Consider the following 22,720-nt stretch of genomic DNA (forward strand, 5'->3'; position numbering starts at 1 on the left):
TCTTTTTTATTGACATTCACCAGCAGGTAGGGCGTTTCAGGCAATTCCGGGCTTGGCCGATGCAATTGAACCGGTTCCTGGTCTGCCAGTTTACGAACTTTATTAATAGCCGTCAGAAAACGGTTAAAGCTAATGGGCTTCAGCAAATAGTCCACCACGTTCAGGTCATATCCCTCCAGCGCATACTCTCGGTAAGCGGTCGTAATTATTATTTGAGGGCTTTTTTTTAGCGTCCTGATAAAATCATAGCCCCTCAATTTTGGAAGATGAATATCCAGAAAAACCAGGTCAATAGCCTGTTTTTGTAAAAATTCAAGGGCATAGATAGCATCCGGGCAAACCGCAACCAGCTCCAGAAAGGGGGTTTGTTTAATATAGTCAGAAAGTACTTCGGCCGCCAGCGGCTCATCTTCCACTATTATGCAGTTAAATTTTTCCATAACTCAACAAATTAAGTTCCAACTGAATTTTAAAGGTGTTTAAGGAAGATGAACGGCGTAAGCGATGTTTTTTATAAGTAAGCTCCAGTTGTCGCTGGGTATTGTAAAGGCCGATATTACCCGACATTAGTTCCCGCTCCTTTTTTTCAACGGAATTTTCAATAGTAAAGAACAATTCACCTTCTTTTAATTGAAGATCGATATCAATGAAAGAATCGAACCGGGTTTCGCTGACCCCGTGTTTAAACGCATTTTCTACCAACGGTAAAAAAACCAGGGGAATGATCCGTTGCGAGGGATCGTCGATCTCCTTTCGAAACCGTATGGAAAGGCGTTTATCATAGCGTATCTTTTCCAGTTCAATATAATCTTCCAATACCCTTATTTCTTCCTGGATGGTAATGGTATCAACACTTGACTTGTACAACATAAAGCTCAGCAATTCCGATAATTTCAATACCACTTCCGGCGCTTTCTCCGATTTTTTCCGGGTAAGTGCATAGATATTATTAAGGGTATTGAACAAAAAATGCGGGTTTATCTGATTTCTCAGCAGTTGTAATTCTGCACTCAGTTTTTCCTTTATCAACTCTTTTTCTCTTTCCTTAAACACCAATTGCCTCCGGGTAAATTCAATGGCCAGCAACAGGCCACTGGCAAAAATATTATCCACCAATAACAACAAAATCCGTTGAGCACCTAATACCGGCGCCAGGGGAAGCTGGTTCAGGTAGGCCAATGGTGCTACTAACTGGTGCGCCAGAATTCGCATGGAATAAATCGTTATACACAACACCAATAAAATCTCCAGGAAATAAAAAAACCGGTACCTGGTTTTGTGTAAAACCCGGTCCAGCCCGATATACAGCAGGTAATAAGAAAACAACATTTCCGGAACCAGGTAAATTAAGGACGCCAGGATAGACCCTTTGAGCAGGGCAACGGGTGGAAGGGTGGTTACTACTCCTTTTACCCACAGGTATTCGATAATGACCCGCAGCAGCAGGTAAAGTAACCAATACGTAAGGTGGATGGCGGATCGTTTCATGCAAACCAAAAATCGATAAAAAAGAAAGAATCCGGTAAAACTTCACCAAACGACCGGAATCTACCCACCAACGGCGTAATATGTCGATTAGTTGGCCAACAATCATTGATTTTTTACTGCTTTTGGCTACCGACAAAGAAACCCGACCTACAGAAAAAACAGCCCCGGCCCGGCTTCTTTTCTACTTTCATTCAAATTTTTTCGGCATGACTTTTTTCCAGAACAACCGACACCTGGGCATTTTTATTTTTCGTGTTTTTCTCAGCTTACAGATCTTATACGGGGTACAGGATAATATTCTAAGCTGGGCAAGAATGCTGGAGTTTCGCAACTACCTTCAATCGGAAGGTTTCCCGGTTCCGCTAATCAGCGCATTGGTAGCTGTTTATGTACAATTTATTACCTGTCTCCTGCTTCTAGTCGGATATAAAACCAGGCTGGCCACCGCCCTGTTAGTGGTTCATTTTATCGTAGCCGTAGGGGTACATGTACGTGCCGGAGACGGTTTGCAGGACATGTTCCCTGCGCTTAATATATTATTTGGCTGCCTTTTATTCCTGTTCTATGGAGCAGGAAGGCCGGCTGTAGAACCCACAAATTAAGCGCTGAACCGAACCACCCGGCTGTATCTTTGTTAAATGAAAAAAACAATGAACAGCTTTGAATACCGAAATCCTACCAAAATTCTGTTTGGTAAAGGAAAAATCCAGAAACTGAAAGATAATATTCCCGCCAACGCCACCATATTGTTTGCCTATGGCGGAGGTAGTATTAAAAAAAACGGAATTTATGACCAGGCAATGGCTGAATTAGGAGCCTACCGGGTGATAGAGTTCAGCGGCATTGAAGCCAACCCCAAGTATGAAACCCTTATGAAGGCGGTAGACCTGGGCCGTAAAGAAAAGATAGATTTTATCCTGGCTGTAGGGGGAGGTTCTGTATTGGATGCAGCTAAATTTATTGCACTTGCTATTCCCTATGATGCTGGCGACCCCTGGGATATGTTGGTAAACCGTACAGCAGGTCAGCAAAAAAAAGCAATTCCGATCGGCACTATTCTTACCTTACCGGCTACCGGATCTGAAATGAACGGCAACTCGGTAATCAGCCGGGAATCGAGCCGCGAAAAATTATCCTTTGGCTCTCCACTGGTATTCCCTGCTTTCTCTATCCTGGATCCAACAGTTGTGAGCAGTTTGCCTAAAACGCAGCTGGCCAACGGCGTAATTGATGCCTTCAGCCATGTATTGGAACAGTACATGACCTACCCGGCGGATGCCCCCATACAAGATAATTTTGCTGAGGGAATTATGCGGACCCTTATTGAAATCGGTCCTACAATCATAGACAACCCCTCTGATGAAATCAGTGCAGGAAATTTCATGTGGTCCTGTACTATGGCGTTGAACGGATTAATTGCACAGGGGGTTCCTACAGACTGGGCAACCCATATGATAGGACATGAACTAACGGCCTTATACGGCATTGATCATGCTCAAACCCTGGCAATAATTGGCCCGAACCTGTACCGGGTTATGTTCTCCGATAAAAAGGAAAAACTGGCGCAGTATGCCACCCGGGTTTGGGATATCAGAGAAGGAAGCACCGAAGAAAAAGCAACTGCTGCCATTGAAAAAACAGTTGCGTTCTTCCATTTACTGGGTGTTAAAACAAAACTTTCTGAATATACCCCCAGTTATAAGGAAACGGCCGCCATTATCCAGGACCGCTTCGCTACCAGGAAATGGACCGCTCTGGGAGAAAACGGTATTGTTACCCTTGACAAGGTAAAAGAGATTGTTGAATTAAGTTATTAATGCTTTCCGGGTCAACAGAAACCGTCTGTTGATAACAAGGGCCTGTTCGTTGAATTTCGAACAGGCCATTTTATTCCTGTTGTAGTTTAGTATTCATAATAAGTTTATCTACTAATTTTCTCATGTTACCATATGTAACATTCACGGGGTGTATCTACATCCCGTTTAATTTTTTGGCCTATTCCTGAATTACGGTTATTAACTCCCGCACGCCACTCATACTATTATTGAAGTTATCTATAGGGCGATTTGTTCAACTGATTGAATCGGTCTAACAAGGATGCTACTGCCTGCTAATTTCAAGTGTATAATTCACCAATTCTAACAGTATGAGAAGTAAATGTCTAATCGCATTCCTGTGCCTGTTTGTCTTTATAGGACAAAGCATTGCGCAGGACAAAGAAGTAACCGGTTTGGTTATGGATGCAAAAGGAGAACCGCTCTCCAATGCCAATATCCTGGTAAAAGGCACAAGAGTCGGTACCAGCACTGATGCCACCGGAAAATTCCGGCTACTGGTTCCGAATAATGCCAGGATCCTTGTTATCAGTTCAGTCAATTTTCGTCCACGGGAAGTTGCTATAACCGGGCAGCCGCTGCAGGTTCAACTGGAATCGAGCACAGATAATCTTTCCGAAGTAGTAGTAGTGGCGTATGGGTCACAAAAAAAACCGGAGGTAACCGGCTCTATCAGTACCGTCAAAGCGGCCGATATTGAAAACCGGCCCTTTACCTCTATTGATAAAGCCTTACAGGGTGCTGTTCCGGGCTTACAATCGGTAGCTGCATCAGGCGCCCCCGGTTCTATTCAGCAAATACGGCTACGGGGCATCGGATCCATTAACGCCAGTTCAGAACCCCTGTGGGTAATTGACGGTATCCCGGTAAACACAGGCGATGCTTCAAGGGCTACTACTTCGGCCAACCTGCTGAGTACGCTCAACCCGAATGATATTGAGAGCATTTCCGTATTAAAAGACGCATCCGCTTCCTCCGTCTACGGATCAAGAGCCGCCAACGGTGTAATCCTGGTAACCACCAAAAAAGGTAAAGCAGGCAAAACAAAATTCCGGCTCGATATGGAAGGGGGGCAGAATGATGTGGCATATTTTAACGATAATTACCGCGCCCTGAATGCAGAAGAATATTTCAACCTCACCAGGGAGGGATTGATTAATGCGGGAATAGCCACCCCCGCTAATGTGGACGGCATTATGGCCAGCAATTTCGGTTTTGGCAATGGGGTGGATTTCAACTGGCTGGATGCTACGCTTCGAAAATCGTCGCAGCAGCAGGTAAACCTAAGCGCCTCAGGTGGAAATGACCGTACTACTTTTAATGTTTCGGGTGGCTATTTCCGCCAGGATGGAATCAGTATTCAAAGCAGCTTTAAACGGTATAATGGAGCCATCAGCCTGGTAAACAAAGCAACTGATCGCCTTACCATATCCACCAATATTACCGCCGGCTTTGTAAATCAATCCACCCCGCTTGCAGGAGGCGCATTTGGCAACCCGATTCTTACCTCCTATTTTCTACTACCTTCCCGCGCAGCAAGAAAAGCAGATGGATCGCTCAATATTACCGCACCTGATTTTGGCCCGGGCGCCCTTTTCAATACCGTAGCAACGGCTGAACTGGACAAGCGTAGCCTTAAACAACTGGGTGTACGCGGAGGACTAAGCGCTGAATATAAAATCCTGCAGCACCTTAAATTTATATCCAGGATCGGAACAGATTATAATGTGCTGGAAGAGAACAACTATGAAAACCCCTTTCATGGCGATGGATTAAATACCAACGGGCGTGGGTTTTCTTTGTATACCCGCATATTTAACTATACCTGGAGCAATTTACTTGACTACCAGCAATCCTTAAATGCAGACAAAGATATCAACCTGAACCTGCAGGTTGGTTATGAAGCACAGGATTCCAGAACCTTCCAAAGCTCTATACAGGCAGAAGGATTTCCTGCCACCACTGCGCTTACCCTGCCGGTAGTTGCCGCTACACCCATTACCGCATCGGCAACCGGATCTGATTATTCATTTGCATCCGCATTCTCTGTAATGAATTTTAATTATAAAGACAGGTTTGTAGTATCCGGGAGTTTTCGTCGCGATGGGTCTAGCCGATTTGGTATCAATAACCGCTTTGGTAATTTCTGGTCGGCAGGTATTTCCTGGAATCTTGACAGGGAAACATTTGTTCAGGCAATTGAATGGATTGATCAGGCAAAACTCAGGGCATCTTATGGTACCAACGGAAATGCCTCAATCGGCAACTACGACTGGCAACCTACCTATGGTTTCGGATTTAATTATAACCAACAGCCGGGCAGCGCTCCCAATACCATTGGCAACCTGGATCTTACCTGGGAATTAAATAAGCCGCTCAATATCGGCATAGACCTTGCTTTCCTGAATAACCGGGTTTCACTGAATGCTGACTATTACATCCGGAAAACAACGGACCTGTTGCTGGATGCACCTCTATCGCGCACCTCTGGCTTCTCAACCATCCGGGGAAACTATGGTTCCATGGAAAACAAAGGCATTGAAATTAACCTGGGATTGGTTCCTGTTCGGACAAAAAATTTCGAATGGAGCCTTGCCGTAAATTATGCGCATAACCGCAACAAAATTCTTCAAACTGTTAATAACCAGGATATTCTTGCCGGCATCTTTATTCGCCGGCCCAATGAAGATTTTCAATCTTTTTACGTGCGCTTGTGGGCAGGGGTTGATCCTGCAAACGGGGATCCACTCTGGTATACGGATGCCACTAAAAAAGAAACCACCAATAACTGGAATGCCGCCCAACGGGCCGTTTTTGGCTCCGCCACACCAAAATACTTCGGAAGTATCAATAATAGTCTTCGTTTCCGTGGTATTACACTGGATGCCCAATTTTATTATAATGCCGGAAATTATATGCAGGACGTTTGGGCAGGCTTTTACATGGGGAGCGGAAACGGGGGTGCTTTCAATAAAGTATTGCGCCAGTATGAAGATCGTTGGAAACAACCCGGCGACCAGGCAGCATTACCCAAATATATATATGGGGGCAATAAACTGGCACAAAATGCATCAACCCTGTATCTCTATAAAGCCGACTATATCCGATTGCGTGATATTACCCTTAGTTACCAGTTACCCGTATCTGTTTTAAAACCTATTGGGCTGAGCAGTGCAAATTTCTACGTGCGCGGAACCAATCTGTGGACCTGGGTTCGTGACAAAGATCTTCCCTGGGATCCTGAACAAGGCGTAAGCAGCCAGACGAATCTGAACATTTTTATTCCCAAATCCCTAACCGTTGGATTGAACCTTGGATTTTAATCAAACTAACATCATTACCATGAAACGAATTCAGCTAAATAGTTTACTCGCAGCCTGTATAATTACGCTCTTATCCGGTTGCAGCAAAGAATACCTGGAGAAAAAACCTTACAATGCATTGCCGGTAGACCAGGCCATTAAAACAGAAGCCGATTTATTAATAGCCGTACGCGGCACCTATGCCGGCTTACGAAACCTGGATTTATACGGCCGAACCATGCCCTTGCTGGGAGACCTTATGGGTGATAATACCTACCAGTCAGTAACTAACTCCAACCGTTACACGCTATACAATCAATATGCCATGTCGGTGGCTGACGGAAATGCGCTAAATATGTGGACAGCCGCCTATAATGTAATTCTCCGCGCCAATAATATAATCAACGCCAACCTGGAAGAAACAGCCGCCATTAAAAGCTATAAAGGTGAAGCATATGCTATTCGGGGACTGATGTATTTTGAGCTGTTGCGATTTTTTTCTAAACCTTATGCGGAGAGCACAACAGCAAATGGAGTACCGGTTGTACTGGCATTTAATCCCACCGACAAGCCATCAAGAAAATCAGTGGCTGAAGTGTATACCCAGGTATTATCTGATCTGGGGCAGGCATATAGTTTATTAGGAGCATACAGCAATTCATCCCGTATCAGTAAATATGCAGCTAAAGCTATTGAAGCCCGGGTATTATTAACCAAAGGCGATAAGGCTGCTGCCCTTACCGCAGCACTTGAGGTCATTAATTCGAATGAGTTTACGCTTACCGATGAATCGAATCATGTGGCTTATTGGAGAAATCCCGCACCGCTAACCAATAAACTGGAAACTTTATTCGAAGTTTCCTCGGACGGTGTTTCTAACCTCAGCTTTGACGCCCTGGGTTATATCTATAACCAGAATGGCTATGGAGATTTTCTTTGCGCGGATGACCTCTATGCGCTTTTTGCGGATACCGATGTGCGTAAACTTTTACTGGAAGAAGGTACCCGTGGCGGGGCGCCGGGGGTTTTTGTGAAAAAGTATACCAATATCACTACAGACCGGGATGATACGAAAGTGATCCGCCTGAGCGAAGTTTACCTCATTGCTGCAGAAGCCTCCCTGGCCACGGATGAGGTGGCTGCCCGCGATTTTCTGAATGCTGTAGCCACCCGTCGGGATCCCGATTTTGCGGGCTACACCTCTACCGGTGCTGCGCTATTGGAAGATATATTAACAGAACGGCGTAAGGAGCTCGCGTTTGAGGGCCAGCGCTTCCATGACCTGAACCGCCTGAAGCGCCCCATTGTACGGAGTACTAATTTTCCGGCTGCTGCCCGGAATATTCCCTACCCGTTCGATAAGCGCCTGCTGCCTATTCCGCAGTCAGAACAAGATGCCAACCCGAATATTGCCCCCAATCCGGGGTATTAGGGTGCTAAAACGTCAGACAGGTGTTAGGACATTGTCCTAACACCTGTCTGACGTTTTTTCGTATATTCACGAAAACTAGCTGCTGAAAAAACTTTTTGCCATACTCCTGTTATCGGTATGCCTCTTCAACCTGGCAGGCTATGGATGGCTGTTTGACTACCTCGAAGCCCAAACCAATAAAAAACTGGTGCAGCAACTTGATCAAAATGCCTACAACGAAGACGCATTAATTGAACTAAAATTCCCCTTCCAGGTTCCCTACAATAACGACTGGCCCGATTATCGCCGCGAAGATGGACAGCTGGAAATTAACGGCCAGTACTACAGCTACGTTAAAATCAAAATCAGCCAGGATACCATCTACCTAAAATGCCTGCCGAACCAACTCAAAAATAAACTGGTAGCCGCCCGGCAGGAAGTAGGTAAAAAACTGAATAACCTGCCCGGCAACGAAGATGAATCCAGCTCCATCGTAAAAAAAGCCAGCCTGCTTTTCGGATTCAGCCAAAAAATTACCAGCTTTTGTATCGAATGCCCCAAATGCACCCTCAAGCGAGAATATAATCTTTTCCTCTCCTGCTCCGCGCAAGGATACCTGCAAGAAGAGATCCATCCCCCGGCCTTCGCCTGATCCCACTCAGCGTACATTTTTTGCAGGCAGTCTTTCCAAGGGCTTCGCCTGCACCATTTTTATCTGAAAAGACAGGTTATGCCATATATACCCGTAGCAGCCCACCTACCCGGTATTACCGGGCTGTTGGAATACCGAATGGATACCGCTGCACCCATTCGCGCACTGACTCAATTCCTATTAAGAGGTCCGAATACCCTAAGCCAGGGAGACCGCGAACTAATTGCCACCATCGTTTCACACGGCAATGAATGCCGATTTTGTACGACGGCACATGCCGCCGCCGCTGACGCCTTATTAGGCGACTGCTCCATTACCGAACAAATCAAAGTGGATCATTTTAAAGCACCCCTTCCTGAAAAAACAAAAGCCCTCCTGGAAATTGCCCGCCTGGTCAGGATCAGCGGAAAGGCGGTTACGGAAACAGCCATTCAACAGGCCAAAGATGCAGGAGCAACCGACCTTGAAATACATGACACGGTACTGATAGCAGCGCTATTCTGCTTGTATAACCGCTATGTAGACGGTTTAGCCACTGCCCTACCAGAAGATCCATCCTATTTTAACCAGCTGGCCGATCGGTTAGTCCATCACGGATATAACAGGTTGCCGCAAGGATACGATCACCTGAAAAAATAAAACCCCAGTTCTCCTCCAAAACAATAACTAATTATGAAACATCTGCTTTCAATAGTATTACTATTCATAACACTTTCCTTACAAGCACAGGACATGGTGCTGGAAGGAACCATTTCTGCTGCGGAAAACAAACAACCGATCCAAACAGCCAGTATCCGTATCAAAGATAAACTAACCGGCACCACCAGTGATGAAAATGGTCGGTTCCGGCTACAGCTCGGCAAAATAAAACTCCCCGTAACCCTGGTAATTTCTTCGGTCGGTTTTGAAGAAAAAGAATGGCTGATCAAAGATGCCGGTACGGCTCTTTCCATTGAGCTGGAAAGAAAATCTACCCTGCTCAACGAAGTGGTTACAGCAGCTTCGAGAGTACAGGAAAATATCCTGTCTTCGCCCGTAACCATTGAAAAAATGAACCAGCGCAGTATTCGCGAAAACCCATCCCTCAGCTTTTACGATGGATTACAACATATTAAAGGGATGGAAGTGGTTACCAGCAGCCTTACCTATAAACAGGTGAATACCCGCGGCTTTAACAGCACGGGCAATTCCCGTTTTCTTCAGTTGATCGATGGAGTAGATAACCAGACGCCTGGTTTAAATTTTGCCGTAGGCAACCAGTTTGGAGCCTCCGATCTCGATATCGATGATGTTGAAATTATTCCTGGTTCCGCCTCTGCATTATACGGTCCAATGGCATTCAATGGCGCCTTGCTAATGCATACCAAAGACCCCTTCAAATACCAGGGTTTGAGCATGCAGGCAAAAACCGGCATTAATCATATCGGTGAAGATGCCGTTGGCATACATGGGCTCTACGACCTTGCCGCCCGCTATGCCAAAGCCTTCAACAATAAATTCGCGTTCAAGCTCAATATTTCCTACCTGAGCGGACTGGATTGGTATGCAACCGACTATACAGATGTAAGTGCACAAACGCCACCGCCCCAACGAGGCCCCAATAACCCCGGACGCGATGCGCTTAATATTTATGGAGATGAAGTTTCCCGAACTCTTGAAGGAATTGGCCTGGTTTCAAGAACCGGTTATGAAGAAAAAGACCTGATGAACTACAACGTGTACAGCCTCAAATTAAACGGTGCCCTGCATTATAGAATCACTAATAACCTGGAAGCCATTTATCAGTATAATGTAGGTAAAGGTACTGCCAGCTACACCGGCAGCAGCCGGTTTGATCTCAACAATTTTGTACTGCAAACACACCGGGTAGAACTCCGGGGAAGCCAGTTTTATATCAGGGGATATGTTGTGTCAGAAAACTCGCACGATTCCTACAATACCCGCTCGCTTGGCCAATTCATCAATCGCAGTTGGGTGAGGGATCTGAACGGAAATCCCGTTCAGCCAAATCAGGCCGATGATATGTGGTTTAATCGTTATGAAGCCGCTTACACCGGAACAATAAATGGCGTTACCGCCAACAATCACCCCGCGGCTCGTGCATTTGCAGACCAGGGCCGCTTTACACCAGGCTCTGAACAATTTGAAACTGCTAAAGATGCTTCCATCCATAATTATGGACTAAGTGGTGCAGGCGTATTCAGTAACAGTAAATTTTATCATGCCGAAGGACAATACGATTTCTCAAAAGCAGTGAAATTTATCGACCTGCTTGCCGGTGCCAATTTCCGCTATTACGATATGTTTACCAATGGAAGCCTGTTTCAGGATAAAGACCAGAAAATTACCATCAGTGAATGGGGCGGTTTTGTGCAGGCCGGGAAAAAATTACTGGAAGACAAACTCAAACTCACAGCCTCTCTGCGTTATGATAAAAATGAAAATTTCGACGGTTATTTTACCCCACGTATAGCAGCAGTTTTCACCGCAGCAAAAACGCATAATTTCCGGGCTTCCTTCCAAACCGGATTCAGAAATCCAACCCCGGTAGACCAATACATCCACCTGAATGTAGGACCCATCACTATCCTGGGCGGAGTACCTAACAACAGCAAGGGACTACCAGCTTATACCAACTCGTTTACGGCCGCATCCGTAGGAGCATTTGGTGCCGCATTTGGCGCCGCTATGCAAAATGGAACACCTTTCCCCGAGGCTGTAAATAATAGTAAAGGCCTTTTAGTAAAATCAAATGTGCCTTATATAAAACCCGAAAAACAACGCGCATTTGAAGTGGGGTACAAAGGCTTGTTCCACAATCAATTACTGGTAGACCTGAATTACAATTACAGCAGCTACACCAATTTTATCCTCAATACCGTTGTTATTGCCCCCGAAAACCAGGTAATTGGCGAAGACGGATCGCCCAATTTTGATGCTGCCGCTGATATTCTGAACGGCGATGTGCGCGCATTTCAACTTTATACCAATGCTGCTGACAAAGTATCTGCTCAAAGCATTTCAGCCGGACTTACCTATATGGCGCAAAAAGGCTACCAGCTTGGCGGAAATATTACCTGGGCTTCCTTCAACCTGCTCGATGCTAATCCGAATAACGTACCCGCCTTCAATACCCCCAAGTACAGCGCAAACATGACCTTTGGTAATCCAAGCGTCTATCGCAATTACGGTTTTCAGCTAAGCTGGCATTGGCAGGATGCATTTGACTGGTACGGCACTTTTAACGGCATGCGCCCGGGCAGAATAAATGCCTATTCATTGGTTGACCTGCAATTCAATAAAAAACTGCCCTCTGTAAACGGAATTATTAAACTCGGCGGCAGTAATATTTTCAATAACCAGATCTACCAGAGTTATGGATCGCCCCGGATTGGCGCCATCTATTACGTATCCTTCACGTTTGACGGACTCCTAAAATAACCACCATGCAACAAGAAAAAATAAGTACTGCTTTCTGGATACTTTTCCTGCTCTGCTTTCTTAGCAGTTTATTGGGAGGTACGGTTTCTACTCTTATGGCCGTATACCTGCCGGTAGTGGTAAAGGAACTTAACGGCTCTGAAACCGATCTCTCCAGCTTAGCTGCTTACATCAATGCCATATTCATTTTCGGATGGGCCATCGGCGGGTTTAGCTGGGGGCTTATAAGCGACCGGATTGGCAGAAAAACCGCGCTGCTGGCTGCCATTACCTGTTACGGACTGGCCACCATTGCAACCGGGCTTCAACAGAATTGGGAAGGGCTGATGTTGTTTCGCTTTTTAAGCGGCTTTGGTGTAGGGGGTGTATTGGTGGTTTCTTTTTCCTGGCTTAGTGAGATCTGGCCAGCCCGGTCCAGAAGTATTGCCATTGGAATTCTGTCCATTGGTATACCGGTAGGTATTTTTTCAGCCGGACTTATTAATTTTTTTGTATCGTCCTGGCGTAATGGATTTCTGATCGGTATCCTGCCTATTCTTTTAGCGTTGGCGGGCATAGTGTTGGTGAAAGTACCCGACAGCCGGGTAAAGGAATATGAAACCGGGCACCAGCCTGCAAGAACGGGAAATTTATTTTCGGTCGACAACCGTTCCAATTTAATAATGGGTTCCCTTCTTTTCAGCAGCATGCTGATCGGATTATGGGCTATCTTCTCCTGGCTGCCAACCTGGATCCAGGGGCTACTGCCCGGCATAGATGCGCAAAAAGAAAGAGGCATGGGGATGATGTTAATGGGTGCTGGCGGACTTACAGGAGGATTTATTTCCGGATGGATTGTAAATGCCCTGGGTATCCGAAAAACAATGGCTATCTGTTTTGGAATGTGTACCCTCTTATCCTTTCTTCTCTTTCGGCTAAACACCAGTTTTCACCCTCTTGTTCTAGTAGAAATTGGAGTGCTTTCTTTCTTTTTTGGTATAAGCCAGGGAGCCTTGTCTGTTTATATTCCCCAACTGTTTCCTTCTGCAGTTCGTGCCTCCTCTGCAGGTTTCTGTTTTAATATAGGCCGGCTGTTTACTGCAACCGCTGTATTATTCGTAGGCGTACTTGTAACCGGACTGGGTGGATATGGAAATGCCATTTTCATTTTTTCACTCACCTTTCCATTGGGCTGGCTTGTGCTGGCCGCAGGAAAGAAAAACAACCCAACCATACAACCTATAAACTCCTGACCATGCCCCATATTTCATTACCCCCTTCCCTTCCAGGCATAAGAAGCCTGGCCGTTTATCGCCCGGAAACAGGGAAATATCTTTATGAACTGGTGCAGCTTCTGCTAAGAGGAGCATCTCCCCTGTCGGAAGCTGACCGGGAATTGATTGCCACCTACGTTTCTTACCTAAACAATTGCCAGTTTTGTTACCAGAGCCACGCTGCTGCCGCCCGATGTTTGTACGGTAATCAGGAAAAGCTGGTCGACGAAGTGCTAAAAGACCCCGCTACTGCCTCCATTTCACCCAAACTGAAAACCCTGCTGCGTATAGCTGGCAAAGTTCAACAACTAGGTAAGGAGGTATTACCGGAAGACATTGATGCAGCCAGAAAAGCCGGTGCAAACGACCGGGATATTCATGACACCGTGCTTATTGCAGCCACTTTCTGTATGTTTAACCGCTATGTAGACGGGCTTGGCACTACCACCTCCGAAGATGTTTCGGATTATATTACGATGGGTGAACGAATGAGCACCATCGGTTATGTTTTACCTAATCAACCCCTTTAATATGGCTCATATTGATTTGCAAAATGAACTGCCGGGTATCCGCGGATTAATGGCTTATAGCCCGGATACGGCTAAACTGTTAAACGAACTGGCCGAACTCTTGTTAAGAAACGATGAAAACACCCTCAGCCGGGGAGAACGGGAACTTATTGCCACCTATGTTTCATTTAAAAATGACTGTTTCTTTTGCCAGCAGGTGCACGGCGCCCTGGCAGGTCATTATTTAAATTTTTCTGTTGCAGAAATAGACGCTATCAAAACAGACCCCCAGGCTGTTATACACAGTGAAAAACTAACTGCTTTACTGCAGATAGCTGCCGCCGTTCAAAAAGGAGGTAAGCAAGTGCAGGAGCAACATATTGCGGCAGCCCGCCAGGCAGGTGCCACAGATAAGGAAATTCATGATACGGTACTCATAGCAGCAGCCTTCTGTATGTATAACAGGTATGTGGATGGGTTGGCCACCTGGGCTCCGGCAGACCGGCAATTTTATGTTGACAGAGCCCCTTCCAGGGCAGCGGAAGGATATATTAACACCCCCCTTAATACAACAAAATGAAACCTGTATTATTATTGCTGAGTTTTCTCTTTTTGCTTTTGCTTGAAATTGCAAGGGTGTATTTTATTATGCCCTTCCCCGGTAGCCAGTATAAAGAAACCATTGATATTGCGTATTGGCTTCACCAACATATAAACTGGTTGCGTATTGCAGGATGGATACTTACCAGTATCCTGGTTATTGCTTTCGTTCGTACAGGAAAAAAATCGGCCCGGCTTATAGTGGGTAGCGCCTTTCTCGTATATGCCATCGTTTTCTATTTTTTCAATTTTCGTATGCTGGCTGATAAAATGTTTCTTCAACCCCGGACTAAAGAATTGGTGGGTATTGCTGAAAACAAGATACCGGAAGATAAGTTGGTAATTGCACTTACAGTAAAGGGTGAATCCAGGGCTTACCCAATTCAGGTAATCGGTTATCATCATCAGGTGAGAGATACGGTTGGTGGTATTCCTGTAATGGTTACCTATTGTACAGTTTGCCGAACCGGCCGGGTTTTCAGCCCGATCGTAAAAGGCCAGGCAGCTGATTTCCGACTGGTGGGCATGGATCATTTCAACGCTATGTTTGAAGACAACGGAACCGGCTCCTGGTGGCGGCAATCTACCGGCGAAGCCATAAAAGGTCCTCTAAAGGGTTCAGTCCTGGAAGAAATTCCTTCACAGCAAACGAGTTTGAAAGCCTGGATCCAGCGCTACCCCGGTACTAAAATCCTCCAGTATGATCCTTCTTTTAAAGAGGAATATGAGGAACTCGCTGAGTATGATAAAGGTCATATTGAGAGCAGCCTGGAAAAAAGAGATTCCGCCTCCTGGAAATTCAAATCCTGGGTGATTGGCATCCGCACGCCAACAGCAGCAAGGGCATACGACTGGAATGAATTGGTGAAACACCAATTTATACAGGATTCCATTCCAGGCCTGCCCCTGATGCTTGTATTGGAGAATGATACCAGCAGTTTCCATGTTTTTAACCGAATGCTGGGCACACATGCGCTTGCATTTGCATGGAACCAGAAAACACAGCAATTGCAGGATCTGTTAACAGGATCTGGCTGGGATTTGAATGGAACCTGTATTACTGGTCCACTTACCGGCATGCAGCTGCAACGCATTCAGGCCTACCAGGAATTCTGGCATTCCTGGAAAAGTTTTCACCCCAGTACTACCCGATATCCAGAATAACATTTAATAAACGGCAAATTTGGTAATAACCGGTGTGGTTTCCGATTCAGTGATCATCAGCTTAAACTGATTGGAAAGCACCGGTTTCTCAAGCTGGTGAATAAATTTCTGACCAATGGCAGACCCCGAACAGAGAGTCTGCCATTTTCCTTTGATCATGGCCTGTACGGTAAAGGACTTTACCTGGTGTCCTTCCCGAATGTCTTCCTGGATCAGGATATCTTTTACAGGTACAGGTTTTTTAAAGCGAAGCAACGTGGTTTTACCGCTTCCGCTACTCATGCCCAATGGTTGGCCGAATTGCTCTTTTATTGCCTGGCCCCATTCTGCTAATCGTTTTGTATCGGCTTCGGGCAAACGCCCCCGGTTATCGGGTGTCAGTCCAATAAGTAAGGTAGCATTTCTGCCAACGGATTTGCGGTACATGTCCATCAGGTTTTCCAACGGATAAATATGTTTTTCATCGCCTGGCTCCCAGAACCATTCATGTCTTCCATTAAATCCTCGCAGCGGAGCGTCGGCCATTGCAGGCATCCAATAACGGCCATCCTTATCGCCCTGTTTCAGCAATGCATACTCATTTTTAGCTATGCCAGCAATAGCGGACTCACCCGATCCGGTATGCGAATAGGGAAAAGTTGCCCAGCAGGGGTAGCTGACCATGCCCGATTCTGATCCTCCCCACCTTGCTTCAGCAAGCTGATCATTGTGATAAAACAAGGCACCGGGCTGATATTTTTTTACAATGGGCAATACATCCGGGGCTCCTTTGTCTGGATGGCTGGCGCCACCATCAAACCAGATTTCGAATAAAGGTCCGTACCGCGTACATATTTCCGTAACCATTGCTTCTACCATGCGGTTATAATGTTGCTGCCGGTATTTTTGCATGGCAGATCCAGGCGCGCCGTCTACCACAAAATCATGTACGCCATAAAACGAATTCCATCGAATACCCAAATATATCCCGGGTTTAATACCATGCTTTCTGCAGGCGTCTACAAAATCTTTTACTATATCGGCCTTGCCATCCCGCCATTTTAAAAGTTTCACATTATATGGATTCGCATCGGAAGGATAGAGGGCAAACCCGGTTTCATGTGTAGCAGTAATCAAGGCAAAACGAGCCCCTGCGGATTTCGCTGCCACTATCCATTGTTCTACATCCAGTTGTTCCGGGTTGAAAATTGTATAATCAGCAATGGGTCGGATACGATTGTCGGCCTGCCTGTACTTCGAGGTATCAAATACATGCAAATCATAATGAAAAATCATTCCCAGCTCCGCTTCCTGCCAGGCCAGTTGAGCCGGGTTTGGTTTTGGTTTTGAGGGCATGCCTACTTCATCCGGCCAGGGCAGTTGGCGGCCGCTTGTTTTATAAACAGGCATCGGTGCATTAAAGGATCTCAGTTGATTACTTAACAGGGTTGCCAGCTGCCGTACTTTGTCGGGATACTTATGAGCAAGATCCCTGGTTTCACCGATATCTTCCTGCAGATTGTATAATTCCAGTTCTAGTCTGCGCATTGAGTAAACCAGCTTCCAGGGCCCCTGCCGGATAGCGCTGAAATAATTAATACCCGGGCCATCCACCCGTTGCCATTTATTCGGAATATGCCAGATCAGTGCCCGTTCTTCAGGGTTTTGGGCTTTACCACCTTTTGCTATAGAAACAAAACTTTTTCCATCCACCTGCTGCACGGTTTTACTTTCCCGAATGCCCGCCATTTCCAGTATACTGGGAAAAAAATCTTCTATCAGCACAGGCAGATCAGTACTTGACCCCGGTTTAATTTTAGAAGGCCATTTAATCAGCATGGGCTCCCGAATACCTCCTTCGTATACAGATCCTTTACCTGCCCGTAAGGGATAGTTCTGTGTATGTGGCAGTCCGGCCCTGGGCGGTGTATAACTTAATCCACCATTATCACTCATAAACAATACGATGGTGTTTTCTGCTACCCCTTTTTGCTGCAGGTAATCCATAAGGTCGCCCAGGCTTTTATCCATTCCTTCAATCAGGCTGGCGTAATTGGCTTCTGCAACCGGCAAACCTGCATCCAGGTATTTCTGCACAAATCGTCGATCGGGCTGAATAGGATCGTGCACGGCATAATGCGCCATATGAAGAAAAAAAGGACGTTGCTGGCGGATAGGATCCTCCATAGCTTTTATGGCTTCCAGGGTTAATGCTTCCGTCAGAAAGGTATCGGTTCCATGATAAGCCTGCAGATCCGGCACTGCCTGTAAGGAAGCTTTGCCCGGTATATTCCCGTAGTTATCCATTCCCTGGTAGCTTTGCGGATGACCGGCTGCATGCCCCGCAATATTTACCAGGAAGCCCAGGTTATATGGGTTGGCACCGGGTGTACCAGCCGACCCCCAATGCGCTTTACCCACATGAACGGTGTAATAACCCGCATCGCGAAGCAACATCGGCAAGGTAGTTGCCTGAACAGCATGCGGTGTAGCTGTTAGGCCTGCTAACCCGTTGAAGTTCCAGTCGGCACGGCTAAATTCATCATCTGCCTGATCGGTTGGATGATCACGCAGTGGTGATGTCCAGTTCGTTACCCGGTGACGGGCAGCATTCATTCCGGTGAGTAAGCTTGTTCTGCTGGGCGTACATACAGGGGTGGCATACGCATTGGTAAACTTCATCCCCTCCCTTGCCAACCGCTCCATATTCGGGGTATGATACCGTTTGTTCAAGGGGTAGATACTATCTCCAAAAGGAACCGAACTATCCATCCACCCCATATCATCCAGGAAAAACAGCAAGATATTGGGTTGCTTTTGCTGGGCTACAGCAGTAATGGAAAATACCATTACTGCTGTAGCCAGGATACTGTTTTTATAGTTCATAATAACTGTTTAATATCCAAAATTTTGCTCCAGGTTCGGGTTGGCATCAATTTGCTGTTGAGGAATAGGAAATAGTACCTGATGCGCCTGTGCATTGTATCCTCTTGATCGTGCACCGGCAATAAATTTGCCGTGGCGTATTAAATCTTCTCGTCGTAATCCTTCTGAAAAAAACTCTCTTCCTCTTTCGGCAAGTATGAAATCTCTTAATGCTTCAGTTGATCCGAAATCAGCCAATGAAATTGGTTCCACCCCGGCCCGATCGCGCACCTGGTTCAACAGGTCAACGGATTCCTGGTTAACACCATTTTTCTCATTTAACGCTTCAGCACGGCTCATTAAAATATCTGCATACCGGATATATACTATATCATTTCCATTGGCTTCGCCTACCGCTGCCGGATCAGGTACATATTTAAAGCTACGGGCATTGTTTAATGCCGTACCATTGGCGTCTTCCACTAACTCCCGTAAAACTCCTGAATTATCTGTATAAGAACTTATGATCAGCTTTCGGCGCTTGTCTGTTGCCTGAAAGCTTTTATAGAAAGCTGTATAGGTCCGGAATTGCGCACCAAAATTCACCCAGTTGGTTAAGATCGGATAATTAGGGGGAAAAGCATGCGGCATATAGTTATTATGAAAGCCGCTTTGTGCTATGCAAGGTGCCCGGTAAATATATTCTTTGTTATTCTCTTCCGCAACAGAAAAAAGTGTTTCATAGGATGGCCACAACGAATAATAGTTCAAATCCATTAAACGCTGTGAAGTCTCAATTACTTTATCCCAGTTCTTCTGGTGCAGGTAAAGTTTGGTTAAGGCCCCAAGTGCAGCACCACGGGTAGCCCTTCCTATAGGATTTTCTGCAACAGGTAAATTAGCAGCAGCAAAATTCAGATCAGTTTCCAGGTACTGCACAAATTCCTCCAGGCCCGCTCTTGGCGTTGATTTACCAATTGCTTCGATTTCATCCGGACCGGCATTGGCGGGTAATTCAATGATAGGGGTAGTGCCAAAAATAGTAAACAGAAAATAGTAAGAAACAGCTCTTATGAAACGGGCTTCCCCTTTCACCCCATCAATCGTTTCCTGGGGTAATCCGCTTAAGCCATCTACCACGCCCAGCACCGTGTTGGCACTAGCTATTGCCGCATACATTTTATTCCAGTGATTGTTCAAAAATCCATCCGTTGGTGTCCAGTTAAACTGGATATAGGGTGCAGCATCCCGTTCAAGCCCCCCGCCGGTTTCAAATGCAATATCAGTGGTAAACTCATTCATGATATAGGTATAATTCCGGCTGTCATAGGCAACTATCCGGGAACGTGCATAGGCACCGGTTAATAATGCATCTACCCCCGATTTGTCTTTCAAAAAAGCCACCGGATCGTATTGCGTATACACTTTTTCTTCCAGGAATTTTTTACACCCGGTAACAGACATCAGTACTACAAACAGTATCAGTATATTTATTGAATTGATTCGTTTCATATAAAAAGCAATTAAAATTGGAGATTAATACCCATTCTAATGGTACGGTTAAGCGGATAGCTATTGTAATTAACCTTTGAGATCGCCTCACTGCCTGTATTGCTGGCATCGGGATCAAACCCTTCATAGTTCGTAATGGTTACAATATTATCTGCAGCCAGGTATACTTGTATTGCACGAAAGGTTTTAGACGATGAAAGTGGTACAGAATAGCTTAGGTTAGCCGTTTTGAAACGTAAAAAAGAGGCATCCAGAATGGTGAACGAATTAATCGAAAACGCTCCTCCGTAGGCGGAAGGATTTACACCGCTAGGATAGGCTGCATCCGGATTCTGCGGTGTCCAGCGATCTTCATAATACCTGGCGATCCTGTTTCTATACTCATTGGTAGGATAAAAAGATTCCAGCACATTGGCATCAAGGGTCTGAATTCCACTTACCAGTTGAAAAAACAAATCCAGGGAAAACCGCTTGTAAACAAAGCGGTTATTTAGTCCGGCTGTAAAATCAGGAAACGGATCACCTAAGATCACCCGGTCAGTTGCATCAATTTTTCCGTCTTTATTCTGATCCCTGAATCGAATATGCCCGGGCTTGGCGGTTGGTTGTGATGAAAGGGCAACTTCGTCTGCTGACCGAAATATTCCATCTGCCTGGTAACCGTAAAACGATTGCATGGGCGAGCCAACTGCTACAATTTGATAGTTACTGATAAATCCTCCGGTGGAACCGGTAATTATTTGTGGAATAGAGGGAGGCAGGCTGGTAACTTCATTTTTAAGGAAGGACATATTAAATGAACTGCTCCAGCTAAAGGCTGCTTTATCGATATTTACACTGTTAAGCTGAATATCCCATCCTGTATTTCGTACAGCTCCTGCATTGATCATGATAGAAGTAAACCCGACTACGGAAGGCAAGGGTTTACTGAAAAGCTGGTCGCGGGTATTACGTATATAATAATCAACCGATCCGCTGATTCTGTTATTCCAAAGGCTAAAATCAATACCCGTATTAAACTCCTGGGTGGTTTCCCATCGGAGATTCCGATTCGGAATTCTGGCGGGTACAACACCCTGTAAAATCGAATTTCCGAAAATTGCTGCGCCACCTGCTACCAGGGTTTGCAGGGTCTGGTAGTTTCCGATGCCCTGATTTCCCAGCTCTCCATAACTTATCCTCCACTTGAAATCTGTAACCATTGGCAGCAAACTGTTGAAAAAAGGCTCCTTCGATACCCGCCAGGCCAGTGCACCGGAGGGAAAGAACGCAAATTTTTGTGCATCGGAAAAACGAGAAGTGCCATCATTACGGAAAGACGCAGTAAGCAGGTAGCGATCCTTATACCCATAATTGATACGGCCAATTATACCATTCAAACGATTTCGGTCTTTAAAGGAACTTACATTATCGCCCTGATCGTTATCACCGCTTTGTAACAAATCAGCCCCGGTTACATCAGACAGGAAACGGATAGAACTGGCACCGAGCCCCTGGTATAAAAATTCCTCAAAAGTTGTTCCTGCCAATAAGGAAAGCGAATGATTGCGGCCCCATTTTTTATCGTACTTCAATAAAAATTCAGCCAGCCATTGTGCATTATCTGTACCTGATTTAGAGCCCGCTCCCCGGCTTGCTAAACCATTTAATGTACTTCGGTCCCGATAAAAAGACCCCATTGAACTGGATAATGCGCCTCCCAAACGGATTGTGCCAACCAGGCCTTTTACAGGTTCTATTTCAGTTGTAAATGTTCCATACAAATTATTGCTCAGGGTTTCATTTGAAATACCATTGAGTAAAGCCAGGGGATTATCGAGCGCAATGAATGAATTGGCATAGTATTTTCCGGCCGCATCCAATCCAACCGGAAGGGTAGGGTCGAACTGGATGGCAGCATTAATTGGACCAGCGCCTTCGTTTACACCATCGGTAACTAAAATAGAATTTTGAATTCCCCGGGTAAAATTCATATTCAGCTTAAAGCGTAAAAACTCTTTAGCATTGAAGTTGAAGTTGGTACGGAAGTTAAGTTTCTTAAAATTGGAGTGTTGAACAAGTCCGTCCTGATTGTAATAATTCAAGCCCGCATAATAATCGTGTTTGTCTCCTCCGCCGGAAATGGATAATTGGTAATTCTGTACAGGAGCTGCCTGGTTAAACACCTCGTTCTGCCAATTGGTTCCGGTTCCTATTGAATCTATTTGTCGTTGGGTAAAGATCAAGGGCTGACCAGCATCCGATCGTATCGCATTCAGGGTTTCCATATACTGCCGGCCGTCCAGCACATCAATTTTTTTGGCTACTGACTGAATACCATAACCCGCGCTGAAATTGACAAGCATATCGCCTTTCTTACCGCTTTTCGTGGTAATTAATACTACTCCGTTTGCAGCTCTTGTTCCGTAGATAGCGGCAGAGGACGCATCTTTTAGGATTTCGATCGACTTGATATCGTCGGGACTGATACTGGTTGGATCCACCCCTGGCAAACCGTCTACAACAACAAGGGCTTTATTACTGGAGTTGATAGACCCGGCTCCGCGGATCTGAATTTTTGTAGGAGCGCCGGGTGCTGAACTGGTTTGGCTGATCGATACACCTGATGCCCGCCCGTTTAATAGTTGCAAAGCATTGGTATTCGGCCCCTGGGTAAAATTTTCGCTGGTTAAAGAAACAACTGCGCCGGTAACCGCCGTTTTTTTCTGT

16 protein-coding genes are annotated in these 22,720 nt (G+C 45.6%); 11 read left to right on the forward strand and 5 right to left on the reverse strand.

Annotation, left to right across the window (positions count from 1 at the left end; genetic code table 11):
• The coding region (locus tag A1D16_RS14110) for a response regulator (protein WP_290710587.1) at positions 1-440 on the reverse strand (440 nt) is incomplete at its 3' end.
• On the reverse strand, positions 427-1,488 hold the full coding sequence (locus A1D16_RS14115; protein WP_290710589.1) for a histidine kinase: 1,062 nt from the start codon (positions 1,486-1,488) through the stop codon (positions 427-429). The genes A1D16_RS14115 and A1D16_RS14110, both read right to left, overlap by 14 nt.
• 206 nt (positions 1,489-1,694) lie before the next feature.
• On the opposite strand from A1D16_RS14115, the gene A1D16_RS14120 reads away from it, so the two are divergent.
• From A1D16_RS14120 to A1D16_RS14170, 11 genes are all read left to right on the forward strand, one after another.
• Complete coding sequence (locus tag A1D16_RS14120) at positions 1,695-2,090, forward strand: DoxX family protein (RefSeq protein ID WP_290710591.1); 396 nt, start codon at positions 1,695-1,697, stop codon at positions 2,088-2,090.
• A 36-nt stretch (positions 2,091-2,126) separates the two neighbouring features.
• Positions 2,127-3,305 carry an iron-containing alcohol dehydrogenase gene (locus A1D16_RS14125; protein WP_290710593.1) on the forward strand — a complete coding sequence of 393 codons (1,179 nt, stop codon included), beginning with the start codon at positions 2,127-2,129 and terminating at the stop codon, positions 3,303-3,305.
• A gap of 329 nt (positions 3,306-3,634) precedes the next feature.
• A complete protein-coding gene (locus A1D16_RS14130; RefSeq protein WP_290710596.1) occupies positions 3,635-6,646 on the forward strand; it encodes a SusC/RagA family TonB-linked outer membrane protein in 3,012 nt (1,003 codons plus the stop codon).
• A gap of 19 nt (positions 6,647-6,665) precedes the next feature.
• Positions 6,666-8,057: a RagB/SusD family nutrient uptake outer membrane protein gene (locus tag A1D16_RS14135; RefSeq protein ID WP_290710598.1), complete on the forward strand. Its 1,392-nt coding sequence runs from the start codon at positions 6,666-6,668 to the stop codon at positions 8,055-8,057.
• 187 nt (positions 8,058-8,244) lie between these two features.
• The gene (locus A1D16_RS14140) at positions 8,245-8,688 is read left to right on the forward strand and encodes a hypothetical protein (RefSeq protein WP_290710600.1); all 444 of its coding nucleotides are present in this window, start codon (positions 8,245-8,247) and stop codon (positions 8,686-8,688) included.
• 78 nt (positions 8,689-8,766) lie between these two features.
• Positions 8,767-9,327 (forward strand): peroxidase-related enzyme, encoded by a 561-nt coding sequence (locus A1D16_RS14145; protein WP_290710601.1) that lies wholly within the window; start codon positions 8,767-8,769, stop codon positions 9,325-9,327.
• Positions 9,328-9,360: 33 nt separating this feature from the next.
• Positions 9,361-12,129: a TonB-dependent receptor gene (locus A1D16_RS14150; protein WP_290710603.1), complete on the forward strand. Its 2,769-nt coding sequence runs from the start codon at positions 9,361-9,363 to the stop codon at positions 12,127-12,129.
• A gap of 5 nt (positions 12,130-12,134) precedes the next feature.
• Complete coding sequence (locus A1D16_RS14155) at positions 12,135-13,361, forward strand: MFS transporter (RefSeq protein ID WP_290710605.1); 1,227 nt, start codon at positions 12,135-12,137, stop codon at positions 13,359-13,361.
• Between the two features lie 2 nt (positions 13,362-13,363).
• The gene (locus A1D16_RS14160) at positions 13,364-13,912 is read left to right on the forward strand and encodes a peroxidase-related enzyme (protein WP_290710607.1); all 549 of its coding nucleotides are present in this window, start codon (positions 13,364-13,366) and stop codon (positions 13,910-13,912) included.
• A gap of 1 nt (position 13,913) precedes the next feature.
• Complete coding sequence (locus tag A1D16_RS14165; protein WP_290710609.1) at positions 13,914-14,471, forward strand: peroxidase-related enzyme; 558 nt, start codon at positions 13,914-13,916, stop codon at positions 14,469-14,471.
• The gene (locus A1D16_RS14170) at positions 14,468-15,655 is read left to right on the forward strand and encodes a DUF3179 domain-containing (seleno)protein (RefSeq protein WP_290710611.1); all 1,188 of its coding nucleotides are present in this window, start codon (positions 14,468-14,470) and stop codon (positions 15,653-15,655) included. The genes A1D16_RS14165 and A1D16_RS14170 overlap by 4 nt, the downstream gene beginning before the upstream one ends.
• 3 nt (positions 15,656-15,658) lie before the next feature.
• Here A1D16_RS14170 and A1D16_RS14175 read toward each other — a convergent pair whose 3' ends face one another.
• The 3 genes from A1D16_RS14175 to A1D16_RS14185 all read right to left on the reverse strand — a co-directional run.
• Positions 15,659-18,520, reverse strand: coding sequence for a sulfatase-like hydrolase/transferase (locus A1D16_RS14175; RefSeq protein ID WP_290710613.1), 2,862 nt, complete (start codon positions 18,518-18,520; stop codon positions 15,659-15,661).
• 9 nt (positions 18,521-18,529) lie between these two features.
• Positions 18,530-20,011: a RagB/SusD family nutrient uptake outer membrane protein gene (locus A1D16_RS14180; protein ID WP_290710615.1), complete on the reverse strand. Its 1,482-nt coding sequence runs from the start codon at positions 20,009-20,011 to the stop codon at positions 18,530-18,532.
• A gap of 11 nt (positions 20,012-20,022) precedes the next feature.
• Positions 20,023-22,720: TonB-dependent receptor (locus tag A1D16_RS14185; RefSeq protein WP_290710617.1), on the reverse strand; the 2,698-nt coding region annotated here is incomplete at its 5' end.

This window comes from Flavihumibacter sp. CACIAM 22H1 (genome assembly GCF_001601815.1).
GTDB lineage: Bacteria > Bacteroidota > Bacteroidia > Chitinophagales > Chitinophagaceae > Flavihumibacter.